General features: G+C 45.2%; 21 protein-coding genes and 1 pseudogene. 2 read left to right on the top strand and 20 right to left on the bottom strand.

Features of this window, described 5'->3' with window-relative positions:
- Nucleotides 1-246: 246 nt before the first annotated feature.
- The 16 genes and pseudogenes from AB3351_RS05320 to AB3351_RS05395 form a co-directional block, all read right to left on the bottom strand.
- Nucleotides 247-423, bottom strand: coding sequence for a hypothetical protein (locus tag AB3351_RS05320; RefSeq protein ID WP_371146076.1), 177 nt, complete (start codon nt 421-423; stop codon nt 247-249).
- Between the two features lie 133 nt (nt 424-556).
- Nucleotides 557-1,276 (bottom strand): YebC/PmpR family DNA-binding transcriptional regulator, encoded by a 720-nt coding sequence (locus tag AB3351_RS05325; protein WP_371146077.1) that lies wholly within the window; start codon nt 1,274-1,276, stop codon nt 557-559.
- Nucleotides 1,277-1,412: 136 nt separating this feature from the next.
- On the bottom strand, nt 1,413-2,018 hold the full coding sequence (locus AB3351_RS05330; RefSeq protein ID WP_371146078.1) for a hypothetical protein: 606 nt from the start codon (nt 2,016-2,018) through the stop codon (nt 1,413-1,415).
- Between the two features lie 25 nt (nt 2,019-2,043).
- Nucleotides 2,044-2,349, bottom strand: a complete 306-nt coding sequence (locus AB3351_RS05335; RefSeq protein ID WP_371146079.1) for a hypothetical protein — start codon at nt 2,347-2,349, stop codon at nt 2,044-2,046.
- A gap of 24 nt (nt 2,350-2,373) precedes the next feature.
- Nucleotides 2,374-3,042, bottom strand: coding sequence for a SprT-like domain-containing protein (locus AB3351_RS05340; protein ID WP_371146080.1), 669 nt, complete (start codon nt 3,040-3,042; stop codon nt 2,374-2,376).
- Between the two features lie 99 nt (nt 3,043-3,141).
- A complete protein-coding gene (gene fumC / locus AB3351_RS05345) occupies nt 3,142-4,530 on the bottom strand; it encodes a class II fumarate hydratase (protein ID WP_371146081.1) in 1,389 nt (462 codons plus the stop codon).
- A 165-nt stretch (nt 4,531-4,695) separates the two neighbouring features.
- Nucleotides 4,696-5,007 (bottom strand): annotated as a pseudogene (locus AB3351_RS05350) (antibiotic biosynthesis monooxygenase family protein).
- A 169-nt stretch (nt 5,008-5,176) separates the two neighbouring features.
- Nucleotides 5,177-6,262, bottom strand: a complete 1,086-nt coding sequence (locus AB3351_RS05355) for a suppressor of fused domain protein (protein WP_371146082.1) — start codon at nt 6,260-6,262, stop codon at nt 5,177-5,179.
- Between the two features lie 26 nt (nt 6,263-6,288).
- Entirely contained in the window at nt 6,289-7,356 is a 1,068-nt protein-coding gene (locus tag AB3351_RS05360) for a suppressor of fused domain protein (protein WP_371146083.1), read from the bottom strand.
- Between the two features lie 134 nt (nt 7,357-7,490).
- Entirely contained in the window at nt 7,491-7,880 is a 390-nt protein-coding gene (locus AB3351_RS05365; protein WP_371146084.1) for a hypothetical protein, read from the bottom strand.
- Between the two features lie 34 nt (nt 7,881-7,914).
- Nucleotides 7,915-9,033: a DUF3626 domain-containing protein gene (locus AB3351_RS05370; RefSeq protein ID WP_371146085.1), complete on the bottom strand. Its 1,119-nt coding sequence runs from the start codon at nt 9,031-9,033 to the stop codon at nt 7,915-7,917.
- 189 nt (nt 9,034-9,222) lie between these two features.
- Nucleotides 9,223-9,603, bottom strand: a complete 381-nt coding sequence (locus AB3351_RS05375; RefSeq protein WP_371146086.1) for a VOC family protein — start codon at nt 9,601-9,603, stop codon at nt 9,223-9,225.
- A gap of 267 nt (nt 9,604-9,870) precedes the next feature.
- A complete protein-coding gene (locus AB3351_RS05380) occupies nt 9,871-10,920 on the bottom strand; it encodes an alpha/beta fold hydrolase (RefSeq protein ID WP_371146087.1) in 1,050 nt (349 codons plus the stop codon).
- A 14-nt stretch (nt 10,921-10,934) separates the two neighbouring features.
- Nucleotides 10,935-11,489 (bottom strand): hypothetical protein, encoded by a 555-nt coding sequence (locus AB3351_RS05385; protein ID WP_371146088.1) that lies wholly within the window; start codon nt 11,487-11,489, stop codon nt 10,935-10,937.
- A gap of 47 nt (nt 11,490-11,536) precedes the next feature.
- Nucleotides 11,537-12,313 carry an SDR family oxidoreductase gene (locus AB3351_RS05390; RefSeq protein WP_371146273.1) on the bottom strand — a complete coding sequence of 259 codons (777 nt, stop codon included), beginning with the start codon at nt 12,311-12,313 and terminating at the stop codon, nt 11,537-11,539.
- A 158-nt stretch (nt 12,314-12,471) separates the two neighbouring features.
- Nucleotides 12,472-13,071, bottom strand: coding sequence for a TetR/AcrR family transcriptional regulator (locus AB3351_RS05395; RefSeq protein ID WP_371146089.1), 600 nt, complete (start codon nt 13,069-13,071; stop codon nt 12,472-12,474).
- 115 nt (nt 13,072-13,186) lie between these two features.
- Between AB3351_RS05395 and AB3351_RS05400 the strand changes: the two genes are divergently transcribed.
- On the top strand, nt 13,187-13,732 hold the full coding sequence (locus AB3351_RS05400; protein ID WP_371146090.1) for a hypothetical protein: 546 nt from the start codon (nt 13,187-13,189) through the stop codon (nt 13,730-13,732).
- Nucleotides 13,733-13,817: 85 nt separating this feature from the next.
- Here AB3351_RS05400 and AB3351_RS05405 read toward each other — a convergent pair whose 3' ends face one another.
- Nucleotides 13,818-14,291, bottom strand: a complete 474-nt coding sequence (locus AB3351_RS05405) for an SRPBCC family protein (RefSeq protein ID WP_371146091.1) — start codon at nt 14,289-14,291, stop codon at nt 13,818-13,820.
- A 312-nt stretch (nt 14,292-14,603) separates the two neighbouring features.
- On the opposite strand from AB3351_RS05405, the gene AB3351_RS05410 reads away from it, so the two are divergent.
- Nucleotides 14,604-15,197, top strand: coding sequence for an OmpA family protein (locus tag AB3351_RS05410; protein ID WP_371146092.1), 594 nt, complete (start codon nt 14,604-14,606; stop codon nt 15,195-15,197).
- Between the two features lie 82 nt (nt 15,198-15,279).
- Here the strand turns inward: AB3351_RS05410 and infC are convergent, their stop codons facing one another.
- From infC to AB3351_RS05425, 3 genes are read right to left on the bottom strand one after another with little or no spacing between them, the layout of a single operon-like run.
- Nucleotides 15,280-15,771 carry a translation initiation factor IF-3 gene (gene infC, locus AB3351_RS05415; RefSeq protein ID WP_371146093.1) on the bottom strand — a complete coding sequence of 164 codons (492 nt, stop codon included), beginning with the start codon at nt 15,769-15,771 and terminating at the stop codon, nt 15,280-15,282.
- Nucleotides 15,772-15,799: 28 nt separating this feature from the next.
- A complete protein-coding gene (locus AB3351_RS05420; protein WP_371146094.1) occupies nt 15,800-16,420 on the bottom strand; it encodes a hypothetical protein in 621 nt (206 codons plus the stop codon).
- Nucleotides 16,404-17,192, bottom strand: coding sequence for a hypothetical protein (locus AB3351_RS05425; protein ID WP_371146095.1), 789 nt, complete (start codon nt 17,190-17,192; stop codon nt 16,404-16,406). The genes AB3351_RS05420 and AB3351_RS05425 overlap by 17 nt, the downstream gene beginning before the upstream one ends.
- Between the last annotated feature and the right edge of the window lie 17 nt (nt 17,193-17,209).

A 17,209-nucleotide genomic window follows, 5' to 3' on the forward strand; every position in this document is an offset into this window, starting at 1 on the left:
ATACAATAAAACCTTGAGGTGAACTTTCCTCAAGGCTTGCTTGGTCATGGTCTGTTTTTTGGTTGTTTTTTCATTTCCTTTTACTTGATGATATGATAAATTACGGGTTGTATTATTCTGTATAGAAACAGTATAAACAAGGAGGAGGCAGAACGCTATAGAGAAGGCAGAATCAATGCCGAGCAGATGCACTCCCAGATATTCTGCAACGTATAAGGATTTCTATTCTGTATTGATCGTAAACGATCATAATAAGCTAAAGACAGCGACCCCTGTGATCACAAGCTGGCTGATCAGTAAAAACAGGAGCAGAAGGCGCAGTCGGCGATCATTGGGACTTTTTCTTAATTTAAATACAATGAACAGCATGATGATAAAAATAAGCACATCAAACGCGACAAGCATAAAAAATTCATTTAGCATGGATTTTTCTCCTGATTGTGTAGTAAGTACAATACCTATAATAGTACCTATTTATGCCCCGTATACGCAACAGTAAATCCGTATGCAAAAAAATAAGCCCTACAGTGAGGACTTATGCGATAGTATAGTTACATTATTCGCCAAGATCTATGTTATGGTAGACCTGCTGCACATCTTCTAAATCTTCTAATGCATCAATCATCTTCTCAAATTGTACTTGTGCGTCTTCTGGAAGTGACAGTTCATTTTGCGCAAGCATTGTGAGTTCTGCAACGGTAAAATCAGTAACGCCCGCTTCTTTGAAGGCTTCTTGCACCGCATGGAACTGATCCGGTTCAGCATATACAATGACAGAACCCTCTTCTTCTAAAATGTCGCGTACATCAAGATCGGCTTCCATTAAGATTTCGAGCGCTTCCTCGGCTGTTTTTCCTTCAAGACCAATAACGGCTGTAGTATCGAACATATACGCTACAGAGCCATTTACACCCATATTGCCGCCGTTCTTACTGAAGGCAGCGCGTACATCGGAGGCCGTGCGGTTCACGTTATTTGTCAGTGTATCTACGATAACCATTGACCCGTTTGGACCGAAGCCTTCATAGCGGCGCTCATCGTAGTTTTCTTCTGATCCGCCTTTTGCTTTTTCAATCGCACGGTCAATGATTGCTTTTGGCACACTGTATGTTTTTGCGCGTTCAAGTACCACTTTAAGCGCCTGGTTGGATTCTGGATCTGGCTCACCTTTCTTGGCGGCCACATAAATTTCTTTGCCGAACCTTGCATATATACGACTCGTATTTGCGTCTTTTGACGCTTTCTTCTCTTTAATATTATTCCACTTACGACCCATACTATTTCACTCTCTTTCAGCTACATAAGATTATTAGTAGGTTATATTATACCTCAATTGTATAATTTGTTGCGAGTGGTATCACCAAAAAAAGATGGGCAGCTCTACAGTATCACCCGGCTCCAACGAGCGATGCTTACAAATAAAGCTCGTCCTTTGAAATCCAGAAGAAAAATAACCAATGAACCACAAATAGAATCGTCTCCCATGTCCGTGCTTCTGAAAGAAAAACAGGGAGGAAAAGCAAGCAGGCGAAATGAATCAGCAGCACATAGACAATAGACAGGAGACGTTTGATATTTTCGCTTTTGGTTGGCTGCTCCGGCAGCTCCTTAATTGATATTTTCCCTTTTTTATGGCTTTGAATATAGCTGATGATTTGTCGCCATTTTTTGCTTGAGAAGTATGTTAGAATGCTTAGTGTTTGCGGTCGCTTGCTTCCATAATGAATGAAGGCACTTCCACCGCGAAAGGAGATGGAGAACATACCTTGGTAAGGAATGGTTTTCTTAATCTCACCGTTCCATATCCCATAGCTAATTTTATAGTGGTACAGCGTACGCTCTGTTAGTTTTATTTTATTCACCTTTACAAAGATAAATAAAAAGTATGTATTGCAAAGCAATAACAACAAGAAAAAAGAAAGATCATAGTTATCCTTGTGGTCGATAAGAAAAAACGTGTTTAATAGACATAAAACGACAAGATCAAAAAAAGATAGATTGGCTCGGAATATGTTCATCTCGCCCTTTTTTTATGCTCCTTTGTTATTGTTTGTTGAAGCGGTACATCGAATAATCAGCTCGCGCCTTGCGGATCGCATACGCAGCCGGCAGACCCCGGGCTACCCAGCGCAGCGCGGAGAGAATATTCGCCTCGTCTTCAAATGCTTCGACAATCATAATGGTTTGCTCATTAATATAGTGCTGCAGCTCCTCCCACCCCATTGCTGAATAGGTATCATTGCCGTACGTTTTCAACGCAACGAAGTCAGGGAATGCAGGGTCTTTGATGCACAGGAGTTTTTGAATGGCCTGTGCACATTGCGGGTGAATATGCGGATTTGGTTTCATGGGTACTAGGTTCCTTCTCTATCTTTATTTTTCTGCCTCTACACGTAATCCATCCGGAAAGATCAGCACATACACACCGAACTGCAGTGGTTGTTTGCAGCAGCGGCTTATCTGCTTCTTGCGCAGCTTCTTCTCAAGACCGGTAAAGGCACCGCAGGACGCACAGCTTGTTTCAAAGCCTTCCTGCATGGCGAGCGCATACAACGGAGCGCCGATTCGTCTGCATTCTTCTTGAAACGCAGCGTCTTCATCACGAAACGGCCTTCCGCTTATAAATAAATGATAATGTGCAAGCTCGTGCTTAAGCGTACCGATGACATGCCCTGCACCAAACTGGTTATACTGCCAGAGGCTTTGGACGATGCGCAGCGGTTTGTGGGCATGCTTATCGAAGGCAAAATATCCGGCCGCATTTTTTAAGGATTTGTCCCATTGAATCGGTACTTTACACGGGCGTCCATAATACATCAGACTAAGCTGATTTCCGATCCGATCCAGTTCTTTATTATCGTTCGTATCTATGGTTCGGATGGCTTGCTTCATTTTTGTTCTCGTTTTTGCTTCCTGCTTAAGCTGCTGAATCCATTCCATGGCTTCTGTATAGGAGAGATGGGACAGAGAGGCATCGGGCTTCTTCCCCACTTCTAAAAGAAGAGAGTAGAGAGATTTCATCATTAATACGGTAGGCTTCATATCATTCATTCTTATTATTGTAGGAGAGAGCCACCCTTATGGCAACCAGAAAGTAAGAAACCCAAAGCAGCTGTAGGTTAGCTGCTTTGGGTTCTGTGTTTATTCTTGCGGATGAATCATATTTTCCGGGCGTACGATCTTATCGAACTGTTCTTCAGTAAGTAAGTTTGATTGAATGGCAGCCTCTTTTAAAGTTAGTCCTTCCCGGTGAGCTAATTTTGCGATGGATGCCGCATTTTCATATCCGATATGTGGATTCAGCGCAGTGACAAGCATGAGTGAACGTTCTACATTTTGCTTAATGACATCCATATTTGCCTCAATACCGACAGCGCAATGATCGGTAAAGGATTGCATCGCATTCGCAAGCAGGATAGCCGATTGAAGGAAATTGTAGATAATAACAGGTTTAAATACATTCAGCTCGAAGTTCCCCTGACTTGCAGCAAAGCCGATGGCTGCATCATTACCCATAACCTGGCAGACAACCATCGTGACCGCTTCGCTTTGTGTCGGATTCACCTTGCCTGGCATGATCGAGCTTCCCGGCTCATTGGCAGGGATTGTAATCTCCCCAATCCCAGAGCGCGGTCCGCTTGCCAGCCACCGTACGTCATTAGCAATCTTCATCAGGTCCGCTGCCAGCGCCTTTAGCGCGCCGTGGACGTATACGATGTCGTCATGACTGGTTAAAGCATGAAACTTGTTAGAAGCGGAGTGGAATGTTTTGTTCGTTACCTGACTGATTTCTTTGGCAACCATCTCCCCAAACTTCGGGTGTGCATTAATTCCGGTACCCACTGCCGTTCCGCCAATCGCAAGCTCTCGCATCGAATCAAGGCTTTCCGTAATCATTTTCTCGCTCTTCTCAAGCATCCGCTGCCAGCCGCTGACTTCCTGGCCCAGTGTGAGCGGCGTGGCGTCCTGTAAGTGTGTGCGCCCGATTTTAATGATGTCTTTGAATTCTTCTGCCTTTTGCTGCAGCACGTTCTTCATATGAGATAAGGCGGGCAGTACGTCATCTTCAATGACAGACACACCGGCGATATGCATCGCCGTCGGGAAAGTATCATTTGAGCTTTGTGATTTATTCACATCATCATTCGGATGGACACGATGGGTGCTTCTGCTTTGCTCCAGCAGCTGATTGGCGCGATGGGCGATGACCTCGTTCACGTTCATGTTCGATTGTGTACCGCTTCCTGTCTGCCAGACGACGAGCGGGAAGTGTTCATCCCATTGGCCTGCAAGCACCTCATCCGCCGCCTTTACAATAGCATCCGCCTTCTCCGCTTCCAGCTTGCCGAGCTTTTGGTTGGTGAGTGCGGCACTTCTTTTCAAAATAGCGAAGGCCCGAATAACCTGACGGGGCATTTTTTCTATTCCGATCTTAAAATTCTCGCTGCTGCGCTGTGTTTGCGCTCCCCAGAGCTTATCTGCCGGAACCTTGATTTCACCAATGGTGTCTTTCTCAATTCTAAATTCCATGCATACGTCCTCCTTTGTTAGAGCTTTCCATGTTATGGTGTGCGTAAGCCACTCATTTTAAACGAGTTATGTAGCGACACTCATCCGTAAGACGTGAGTGCCTGTCGCTGATTTAGGTCTTACCTTATCAATTTCCCTGAATCAATAGAATAAAAACGCTAAAAGCTATTTCTTGATGGCTTTTACTTCGTAGACACTATGCGTAGAGCTAATCATATACTCCGGTTTCGGCTTGCCACGGCTTTGTCTGTGTCCTTCTCAGTGCGCATCGCTCATCTCCCATTTCTTCCAAGCTGCTTCGCTGTCCCAACGAATCATGACGACGACCTCCTCATCACCCCGCGGTATCTTCTTAACCAGTACACTTAAGTCAATAAACCCTTCTGATTGCTCAATTGCCCCCGACTGACTGAAGCGTTGGACAACCTGCTCAGCGGCCCCTTCTGTAACAATGATCGTCTTCGTCTCGATAAACATCGCCATCTCTCCCTTACTGACTATGTACGTATATATTCTAGTTGATAAAAATTATCATTGTCAATTAAGTGTATGCATCGAATGACTCTTTTATAAAAAAGAAAACAGGAGCACACTGATACGTGCTCCTGTTTTCTTTTGTTTTATGAATCAATAACTTACTCTGGTATTATACATCGAATTTGACCTTGCCATTACATAACCACAATGTATCTGCTGCTTCCGGTTTTACCTTCTGTAGTAAGGCAGTGCCTCCGTTCTGCATTGCATACGCATGTTCCTCCGCTGTGATGGGAACTACCCAGAGAAGACAGACACGGTCTCCCCGGTATGGGGCAAAAGGAATTTCCGGTGCTGATGGAGGGGCATGCACAAGCATAACTGCTGTAAAGCGTTCATCAAATACTGAGAATGCATCACAGTCAATTGTGTGTGTATGGCCGAGATATGTAATCTGATGCCAAGGAATAAGAGGCAGACCGCTCAGGTATTCGAGGATGCCGCTTTCATTTTTTTGCAGTACGCTTGTTGGAAGAGACAGAGCCAATTCGATGCGCCGCCATAGCTCCGGCTCTTCTGTATATTGTTCAACAAGCGGCTGTGGAACAGCGGAAACACCCAGCGTGACAGCATATGTGATGTCGTCCTGTTCCATCGTTACCATTGCTTTTGGAGGCCAATCTCCTCCATCAATGGCATAATAACGATCATGTGAGCCAAGGCGTCCTTCGATGGCCGTAAGAAGACTTTCCTGCAGGCGCGGCCAGCTTTCCTCATCCCAACTCTGAAAAAATTGTCTCGCGCGTTCTACCCGATCGAATAGTCGATTTTCCGCTGGGCTGCCAAGCGGCATCGCATAAGGTGAGAAGTCTATACAATCACGAGCATAGCCCGGATATTCACGATTCCCGCCCCAGCCCGGAATGATCGCAAGAATCTCTTCCTCATACAAAAGGGCTGCCGCATCGCCTTCTTCAAACCAGATGATCCTAAGTTTATCAGGATCAAGCGCATCCGCCCCTTCAGGATGAGCACAAAGCGAAGCCGGCAAGCGTGGGGGCAGCCCTCTCTCCATATCTTCTGTAGAAATCTCAGCAGGTGCCTTCCCGTAATTACATACCCATACCGCTCGAAGGCTTCTTTCTTCAGCGGCATGCTCCATCAAGTAAAAATACACACACTGATTTGATTCCTCTACAAAAGCTACCATTGGGCAAAGCGGCGACGATTCTTCGATAAGTACGGTAGGCTCCATGATTCCTCCTCTATATTGTTCTGTATTTATCCAATCACTTCAACAATTTCTCCCTGCTGGTTACGAATCTCTGTTTTTACAATATGGACGATAAGCTGCTTCCACGAGGGAAGCTCGATGGATTGTTCTTTAGGAGATAGGGCAGCGGCTATCTCATCGGCTGTGTCGGATCGGATATAAATCGTCACATCTTCCGGAGTACCCTCCACCCGGTTTTGCTCGCTTGATACGAAAGAAATATGATTTTCTGTGCCGGCTAGGGCGAGTGATTTCCCATTGCGGATGCGGCTGGCCAGAATCGTTCCAATCAGGTTCGCTTGTTTGGCCCCGATTGCTATATGAAATTTGTTTTTGGCGAGTAGTTTTTTCTGTTCCTGCCAGTCAAGCTGATCAACAAATAGCACACCTGTACTTGATCCTTCCGCTGCAATCCCCTCTTCTACTTTCTGCTGGATAGCTGGATCATGCAGCACAGATGCTCGCGATAAGTCCGTTATGAATTGCGGATTATTTGTAGCAAGAAGGGGGAGAAATGACGTGCCGCTCCATGATTGAATGGCAGTAAGTTCATCTGGTGTAATGCCTACTACCTGAAGCAATTCAACGCGCCCATTCGGTGTATGTAGAGGTTCTAGCTGCGGGTCCATAACGAAGGTAATGGCTCGAATCGTTGTATTCTCTTCCACAGCTATCGGTCCGTTAAGATCCATATAATGCCCCTGTGCGAATACATTACCGGATTGGAACACATAGCGGCCGATATTCTGTAAGAAGTGGAGTGCCCATCTGGGCGGCTCTTCTTCCGCTATGTCTTTTCTCAGACGAAATGTGAGTTCAAATCCAAAACCGCTGTATTCAGTATCTTCAGATTCCTTTTCGTAAAGCTCGGAGAATCCATAGGTAACAAAATGCCAGTGAGGTATAGGCTCTTCTGCGGTGTATGCACTGATCCCATCCAGCGGGTCGGGTCCGCCAAATGCATATTTGATTAATGTGCCGTAATGTTTCGGTTCCTGATGCGGATACAAGGTGGCGAAGGCGTGATTGATAGCTTCCCATCCTGGCGCGAGAGCCTCCTCTTCTTCATATGACATATGTAATCCTCTCCCTATCGTTTATTTTTTCTCTTTTATAGTATAGAGGAAAGTGGATGGGTATACAAAACCTTCCACATAGTAAAAAGCCGCCGGATAGATACACAGTCTCCGGCAGCTTTTCGCATGCATGCTTATTCCTTTTCTTCTCGATAGGCTTGTTCGTACACGTTTAAGCCCTCTACTCGGCCTGTGTCACGTTCCTGCTCACGATCAGCCGGGCGTTCATAGTTCTTATCCAATGACTCGATAAGATCCGGCTGTTTCTTCTTTTCCTTCATCGTCTCACCTCTCTTAACTAAAGTGGTTTTATTCGCATATTTATCGTAACGATCATCGATTTCTTCCGCCATGCTCCGGTAGATTTTCGTCTCTTCCGCAATCGGGTCTGTCATGGTCTGAATGCGCACTTCGTATCGAGCAGGCAGGCGCTTTACGGCTGCGGTATTCGGGTCTTCGCTTTTCATCTTTCCTTCGGTGAGAAGATGGGCCATCTCCTGCTCCAACTTTTCGTGTTTATCCATATAGCCTCCTCCGCTTTTCTTTGTCCTATCTTTTCTACGTTTCCCGGTTTATTGCTTTATTAATCAATAGATGATATGGCTTTCCATATCTCACTAACACGTGCCACAACAGTTTTAACTCCTGAAGTACTTCCTTAGACGTTCCGCGATCCCTCCAGGATTCTGAATTTCGTTTTACATCTATGACAGCAGATCCAATGATGCTCGCATCAATATAATTATTTTGGGAAATGCGTTTTGCTAGGGAGGGCATTGATTTCCCTCGAAAATCTACAGGGACCTCATCTGTCATAAGCACAAAGCCCATATGCCAATAAAGATCTATGGAATACGTACGGCAAATTTTTTCTAAAGTCCTTCCTATATGGGTGTCCTTGAATGAAGGGTCTGCAACAAGTACTTCCACATCATCTTTAAGCGAAATATCCCCATGAACCTGGGCTTCAATATAGTGATTAAGATTGCGGCTTGGCTCTTTGTTCGCCGAGGGTGTGATGAACGGACTGTCAAGATTGGTCAGTAGATGATGCATTAATCTTCCTGGTGTCAGATTTTTTTCTCCAATGGCAACATCCCTTATGAACGACTCTTCAAAGAGTGCAGCCACAATCATGTCAAATTCTTCATATGTTCCCTTTTCTTTTGGGTTTTGATGCGAATCCAAATACGTATACGTAGAGCGTCTAGAAACATTAGGGGAAAGCAGAAAATAGCAGGAACCAAAGCGCGGGGCAGGTCCATCCGGGTGTAACATCAAATTCAGCGCACCATATTTAGGGCGCTGGTCGTTCGTTGTACCATCCAGTTGATAAGCGCCTCCATACATTTTCTCTTCCCAAAGGTCCCGTTCCCCGCCGGGGTAAGCCGATACGCTTCCATTAGATATCCCTGTTTCAAACTGGCTCTTATATATTCCTTGCTCTAGCAATGCTTCAGCAACGCTTTTCATAGTGATATCTGGTCTGTCTGGATGAAAATGCAGCCCTATTTTTGCTTTCGTTTTTATATTACCAACCGCTTTTTCATAGTCTTTTTTTGAGAGATTAGACATGGTAAGTATGTGATTGATTGTTGCTTGAGATTTGTATTTATGGTCCCTTGCATACTTTGTGAAGTGTTTGATAGCCAAAAGCTGAGATTTCGATAATTCCATGAACGGTTAAGTTCCTCCTCTCAGAAGACTTACTGTGCTATTTAACAAAGATGCAGTTTTTTCCTTCTTTTGCTAATCTGCCCGCTAGTGGCATAAATAAAAAATAGCGGCTGACTATTCCTGTCGGCCGCCTAAAATGGATGTTGGTTCAGTTCTCAGTACCATAAAAGGTATGATAAGCTTGGAGATTTATTTTTTTTCCATTACAGCAAAGTAATTTTCTTCGTTATCTGCAAAGTTAAATACTCTACCAGAAGGCATAGTTACAATTTCTCCAACTTTAATATTTTGATTTGATAAGTGACTACGTAATTCATCAAGATTTTCTGAAAAAAACAGTAAAGAAGGGGTACCAAGATTTAATCCAGGTGACATTTTTGCAACGAATTCCTTATTATGCAAAATGATGCTTGTTTCTACGCCCTTTGCTGGAGCAATTTCAATCCATCTCATTCCTTGCTCATTATTTTCTTCAGAAATTATACTAAATCCTACTTTTTCTGTCCAAAAATTCGCTGCCTCATCTTGGTTGTTTACATATAACATGATTTGCCCGACTTTACTTATCATCGACTTTTTCACTCCCTCATATAAGTAAATACCACAACCATTATAGCATGCAAAATAGATTGAGATTTCTTATGGATTGCGCATGTAATGGTATGCCGTTATCTCTATGCTATAGAGTGCTAGTCAGATGTGCACCACCGCGTATTAACTCCCGAAAAAACTACGGAATACGATTGCTGCAAATCCCATATAGACGATACAGGAGTCATAATTTGGGTGCTGCGCAGCCGCAGGATGTATATGCATCTCTCTCACTCCTTTATCATATTACGTATTGGTCTTGTTTATCGGATGGGATCGTTTTGGCAGCCAGGCTGCCAAATAATCGGGCAGTACTCCTTTTGCTTTCAGTGCAGTATGCCCCCCGGGAAGAAGATGAAATGTCTTATCTGCACTTGAAATCAAATCCATTATGGGTAAGCTGACTTCCTTAGGCACTAAGCGGTCTTGGTTGGCGGCGATGACCAATGTATTTGCGTGAATGGAAGCAAGGTGGGCCGGTTTTCCGCGGATGGTAAGCGTTCCTTTGACCAGCTTATTTTCTTTGCCGAGGTCATGAAGCATCTGACGCAGCGCAGCTCCGGCAAACGGAATATGACCTCTTGTCCAATCGTTAAAACGGCGCCATTTCTCTACATATTGAGGATCATCAGCCCTCTCAAGCAAAGAGAGATACGGACTGTAATACACAGGGGATGTAAGCAGGCGCATACCGGCTTCCATGGAACGTGCGGGAATAATTCCATATGCTTGGATGAATAAATCAAAGTCGATATCTCCCTCACGCAGCGCCTCACCCCATGCGTCAAGCACCGGTGAAGTGGTAAAGTCGATAGGCGCTACGGAGAGAATGAGATTCTTAATAGGCTCCGCAGCGATCGCCGCATACATCGCCGCGAATGTACCGCCCAGGCAATATCCAATAACGGTAATGTCAACAACATCCGCATGGCGCAGCGCCCGCTGCACGCCTTTTTGGATGTAATCTACGATATAATCGTCCATTGTAAGATCCTTATCTTCATAACCAGGAATACCGAAATCAAGCAAATATACATCGAAGCCGCTTGTCACAAAAGCTTCAACCATACTATAGCCAGGTGCAAGATCAAGAATGATGGGCCGGTTTACCAATGAGTAGATAAGGAATACCGGCACCTGATAGATCTTGCGAACAGCGGGATAATGCCAGAGTGTGGCTTTGTTCTTCTTCCATATAGCTGTGCGCGGCGTGTTCCACGGCTCCGGCTGTGGATGGGTCCATGAACGAAAGAACGCTCCCCAGCGTCGGCGTTCTCCTCCTTTATCTGTGCTCATACTTCCGCCTCTTTTCACGGGTGTGGTTTTTCGGTGCTGGCGTTGGATGCTTTGGTAGAGAGAAAGGGATGAAAGATCAAGCTTACTTCGAGAATGGTTTTAAGTATCTCCACTTCTTTTTTTGCTGTGTGAAACTTCGCAATTTCGCTTTTTAAGCTTGCCCATTCTGTCTGCAAGGAGTCTAGAAGAGTTGCAGAAGGCGTTTGCGTTGGCTGTGGTGGTTGAGGGGGAATGAACTGTGGTAGATTTTGCTTGGTTTTTTCAATCATGCGGGCTAGTTTGGCGACTTGCTCTTCGAGTCCATCGAGCTTTTCTTCAACCTGCAGGGTAAGCTTAGCGACGTTGGCCACATCGTTTTTGGTAGGCAGGTTCAAAGGAATGGAGAGTGTTTCCATGCACTCCTGAAATCGTAGAATAAAATGAGCGAGGGATTGCGCCTGTATACTGGCTGCCTGTGCTATTTCTTTTTTGTTGATGTGCGTATGGATCAATTCGTTGAGTTGATGTTCCACCGCGCCCCCTACTTTCTTAAGCGTTCCATACGGATCGAACGTATGTTGATCAGACATAAAATCTCCTGCCTTTCTTAACTTGTGTAGAGTATACGGGTCTATGCCTATACCTGTGCGGAAATGCCGCCATCGACCACAAGAATATGCCCGGTGACATAATCGGAGGCGCCGGATGCAAGAAAGATCGCCGTTCCTTTTAGATCCTGGTCTGAGCCGAAGCGGCGCTGAGGGATCTGTTCAATCATTTTATGATAGATGCTGCCTCTGAGCCCTTCTGTAATCTTTGTTTGAAAAAAGCCGGGTGCAATGGCATTGACCTGAATATTATGCGGTGCAAGCTTTACTGCCAGATCTTTTGTAAAGGTGATGACGGCTCCTTTGCTCGTATTATAGGCGATCGTATCCATGAAGCTTGCTGGAGAACCACCAAATCCGGTGACAGAGGCAATGTTAATGATTTTACCCCCACCGTTTTTTACCATGATTTTCGCTGCGGCCTGCGAAAATAAAAAGACTGCCTTTAGATTCACGTCCATTACTTTGTCCCATTTATCGGCAGTGAGCGCAAGCACCGGAGCGACCCAGGAAATACCGCTATTGTTAACGAGAATATCGATGGTGCCGAATTGCTTCATGGTTTCCTCGATAACACGCTCGATATCAGCGTGCTGCGTAACATCACATGCAAGCGCGATAGATTGCTTCCCCATCTTCTGCAGTTCCTTGCTTACCGCTTGACATGCGTCGAGCTTACGAGAGCATACAACAACACGGGCGCCCGCTTCGGCAAGCGCGAAAGCGATCTGTCTGCCTAATCCCCTGCCGCCGCCGGTTACGATGGCTGTCTTACCGGTGAGTTCAAATAACTCTTTCATTCTTATGCTTCCCTCCATATCATCACCTCGTATTTTGCTAGCGTTCGATCAGGCTTATATAGTATAAACAAGCAGGGGAAAAAGAGTGCGTAAAATGGCTGTCTGCCCGTGCCTTTTTTCAATGAAAAACCCAGACCGCTGGCGGTCTGGGCTGTTGTTCTTCTTTATGTAGCTGCTGCGTCTACGCAAAGCGAATTGATATGATGAACGAGCACGCGAGCGACACACTCCCTGTTCACACGCTGCGGCTCAAGCATCGCATGCAGCGCCAGTCCATCAACGAGGGCATAGAGCCTTTCCGTCTCAATACCCTTATCCGCCGTTTTGCTAAGTATCTCACACTGGTCTAAATAGTCGATCAGCTTCCTCATTAATGCAAAAATTCCGTCGTGCTGTGCATCAAACACGTCCTGCTTGTGCTTAAAGTAAGCGACAAATGAGAACCAAACCTCCATCTCAGCCCTTGTTTCGTCATTTACAGGCACAATCTCAAGCAAAACATTCACGATTTTCTCTTTCGGGGGTACATCGTGTGCTACCCTTTCATAAATACGAGCAGCAGCTTTTTCTTTTACTAGATTCATCGCGTACATAAGCAGCTCTTCTTGCGTTGAAAAATAATGGCGCAAAGCCCCGAGGGATACGCCTGCTTCCTCTGCGATGTTTCTGACGGTTGCTCCCTCCATTCCCTTCTTTGAAATCACACGCCAGGTTGCTTCTGCGATCGTTTTTTTTCTTTCTTCAAGGTCAATTTTTTTCGGCATGGCTATATTGTAGCAAGAAAAAAATAACCATGCAATTTTACAATACAATTGTATTATTTAATACAAAATGCTACGATATTTTTATAATACATCTGTATTGAAAAGAGGTATGACATTGAATTTTATTGCATGGCTGATTGTTGCTTGTGAAATTGCGTTTTGGGTTGTGATTGGCGCAGGATTGCTTGCGCGATATGTGTTCAAGCGTAGAAGAATAGGCTTCTTCCTTCTGGCGCTCACTCCGGTTATTGATTTAATTTTATTGTTAATCACCAGCGTGGATTTGTACCGTGGGGCAACTGCGACACAGGCGCACGCGATCGCTGCCGTTTATATCGGTGTATCGATTGCCTTTGGAAAAAGCATGATTGAATGGGCGGATGAACGATTCCAATACTATGTAACAAAACAAGGGACAAAACCCGTGCAGCGCTTCGGTTTTGCCCATGCAAAGCATTATTTGAAAAGCTGGGTGCGCCATCTATTTGCCTATATAATTGGTGCTGGCCTGTTACTTGGACTGCACGCGCTCATTGACGATCCATCGCGAACAGAAGCTCTGCTTGGGACCCTGCGGCTGTGGTCTATAATTGTCGTGGTTGACCTTGCGATTGCACTCAGTCATTTTATTTGGCCGAAAAAAGAAAAACAAAGCAAATAGCCTCTATTTTTAAGGTGCCGCCACGATCTATTGGTTTTTAGGGTTAGGATGAAATGATCGGGTGCCCACCCGCTTTGTTTTGCTTCTATTCCAATGAATCTACATGGGCATAAGGTGCTCTGTCTGATATAAGGTCTAAAGTGATGTTATGTTCAAGAAGCGCCTTTAGTCCGCAGAGTACCATTGTGTATCCTCCCATCGCATCAATGGCTTGATTGACGACCTCCTCTTCGCTTCCTGTAAATCGCGAGTTTGTAATCGTGACAAAGGTTTCTGTATCCGCTTCGGGAGTAAATATCCACTCGACTATCGTGTTGTCCGATGATTCGATTAGAATCCGCTTGTTTTGCTCAACTTCTTTTACATAAATATCATCCGCAACGCCGTACATCTCCCATTCCCAGCGGATATGCCTTCCTGCCTCTACTCTTCCACTGCTTTTGGTGAACCAGAATTTTGTCGTAATTGTCGGCTCAATGAATGCTTCAAATACGTCTTCAACCGGTCTGCGAATGAGCATTTCTGCTTTAACAATCGGTACATTATTTAAGTCTGCCATCTTGATTTCTCCTTTCAATGTGCAAGGTTTTATACATCATAGCATATACCATAGACTATGATTTCTTATCGATTGCTCACTTTTATCCTGCTGAGATTGCTAAGACCATCCATAGACACATAGATTTCGATAGGTCTAAGAGCTTACATCAGAATATTTTTAAAAAAACAGGCGGTCTTTTGGCATTTTACGAGTACCTCTATTTTTACGATAATAAAATGGAATCTATATCCAAACTATGTTGAGTTTTATAGGGAAAAGAGATGGAGGGGATTCGTCCTGTACAGAAAAATAGGAATAGTTTTACTTCTTTTGTCACTCGGCCTTACAGCATGTGGTTCGGCGAATGAACAAGCGAGCGAGCCGAAACCGATTACTCCGGGGAAGCCGATTACCCCTGGTGAACCGATTACGCCTGGCACGCCCATTACTCCAGGTGAGCCAATCAAGCCTGGGACACCGATCACTCCCGGCGAACCAATCAAGCCCGGGACACCGATTGATTTCAGCATTGATCATGATGAGGTGAAAGTTTCTTCCGATGATAAGCAGGTTACTATTGAAATGCCCGATGCGCTGCTGTTTGACTATGACGATAGTCGATTGAAAGAGGAAGCGAAAAAGGTGTTGGATGAAATCGGAAGTGAATTAAAAAAACTGAAGCAAGCAAAAGTACAAATCAATGGCCATACGGATAGTAAGGGAGATGATGCCTACAATCTTGCACTATCCGAAAAACGGGCCAAGTCGGTGGAAGCCTATTTTATAGAGGCTGGCGGATTTTCAAATGTGACCTTTCAGACAAAGGGATACGGAGAAACCAAGCCTGCCGCACCAAACGATACGGAAGAGAATCGACAAAAAAACAGACGTGTTGAAATGGTGATCTCGCCTGTTCAAAAATAATGAAAGGGAAGAGCTGAGTCGTATTTAAAGTCGCGATTGTGTGCTCTTACTAGATGCGATCAGCTCCCCTCTTCAGCAGATATTATGTAGAACGTGGTTTCAACGTGACACTTACCTGTTTACCGCTTACCTGAAAGCCTTTATCCTTCTCGGCACAGTGTGCTAAATCTGTGATTAGTTCGGAGAGAACCTGCTTGGCCAGTTCGCTTTCCTTTCGCTGCAGGCGAACCGATAACAGAACCCAATCGCCTCCCACGAGGATTTTTTCTGCCTGCCGCTTTTTCGTGTCATAATCGTGCTGTTCGATGGAGGCGCTTAGACGAAGTTCTTTGGTTTTTGGCCCCTTTGCCTGCTTGTTCTGTGCTTGCTTTTCCTGGGTCTTTTTCTTTTGTGCTGCCTGTTTGGCAATGAGCTGGCAGGGTGGCGGACTGGATGCGAGCGTAAGACAGACAAGATCCACTCCTGCCTCCTTAGCCATACGCAGTGCCTCACGTGTTGCTACAATTCCCAGGTCTTCTCCATCGATCCCTGTAAGTGCAACTTCCTCTGCTTTGATTTTTTCGTTCAAAATCATCAAATCTTCCTTTCCTTGCGGCTCTTTCTTAGATTGTACTTGTTTTATGAGAGATTGTCAGGCTCCGTAGGTTGTGAAATTCCTTTAGAATAACGGTGCGGATCGCCTCTTCGGAGTTAATGGACACAAGATCGGTTGTTTTGTAGATGACACGATGAAGGTTCTTATAGGCAGCTGCCGCCTTTTTATCCAATGGAGTACTGATTATGTACCCATCTTTTTCCCTGATGCTCATGAGATTTTTATTGTACAGCGGCTGCGAGAATATCCAATACTCTGACACGGAGGGCGGCTTCTCCCAGAATTCTTCATATTCGTAGCGGCATATTGCCACTTTAGGTGTTTCCTCTTCCGCTAAAGTAATACGCACACCGTACATACAGCCCTTGCGCATGTTTCCTTCTTTTTCACTGTCAACGAGCGGCTCCTCCACCACTTGATACAGCTTAATAAAGCCCTTGGTTAGCCAGCCCGACGGTTGGACGTCAGACTTATGGCGAAGAAATCGCGGGGTAATCGTCACATACCCTTCCTCATTTGCGATGCGATCCATCTCTTCGAAAAGCTTGGCAAGGTTGTGGTACGTTTGCAGGACTACCCGCATCGCATGCGCAATATTTTGTCCAGCAATTTTATCCTCTGTATTCATAATGTGCCTCCCCTATTTTACCTACAGTCCCATAGCTGTTCCATTGTATGCTTTTGTTCTTTCTATACATGTAGCCGCAGGATGCGGATGGTAATTGTACAGCCTCCAATCCGGATGCGAATCCGCGAAACGGCTCGAACCCTTTTTTGGTAAGAAGTTGCCGGATGTCGCCTAGCACGCGCTTCTGTCCTGTATCTGTCACAGTATCTGCGGCTTCACACGCTGCAAGCAGCACCTCCTGCCAGGTAAGAAGTCCAAGCGGAACAGCCAGATGCAGGATATTTCGTGCCTGGACATTATCCACTACTGCAACCCCCATACTTGCTGGCGCCAAAAATAACAGGAATTTGGCTTTGTTTATCGCCAGTTCTCCGATATAACGGGAATATCGGCCCAGTTGGTTGATGCTGACCGCCTCTTTTTCTTCTTCGGATAGATCGATGTCATCATCAGAAGAAAGGCCGCTTATGTATTTGACTTCGATGCCGATGAGTGCTTGTCCTGTTTCGAGCACCATGTCGATCTCGCCGTCTCTTCCCTTTTTCCAAAAAGTAATGTTGTAGTCGTATCCGCTGCATTGAGATAGAACCGCCGCAAAGCGCTGCTGTTCCACTGGACGATGCAGCAACGTACGGGAAAGAATGGGCTTAAGCCCACTCTCAAATGGTATGTAGCGCAGAGCACCGAAGACGTCGCCTGTCAGCTTATCCTCAAGCCGTTCATGGAGATTGCTGCCGGATTGCGAGATTTTGTTATATATTTCAGCGATCATGGATTCACCTCCCTAGT

It is taken from the genome of Aneurinibacillus sp. REN35, assembly GCF_041379945.2.
In the GTDB taxonomy this organism is placed as follows: Bacteria; Bacillota; Bacilli; order Aneurinibacillales; family Aneurinibacillaceae; genus Aneurinibacillus.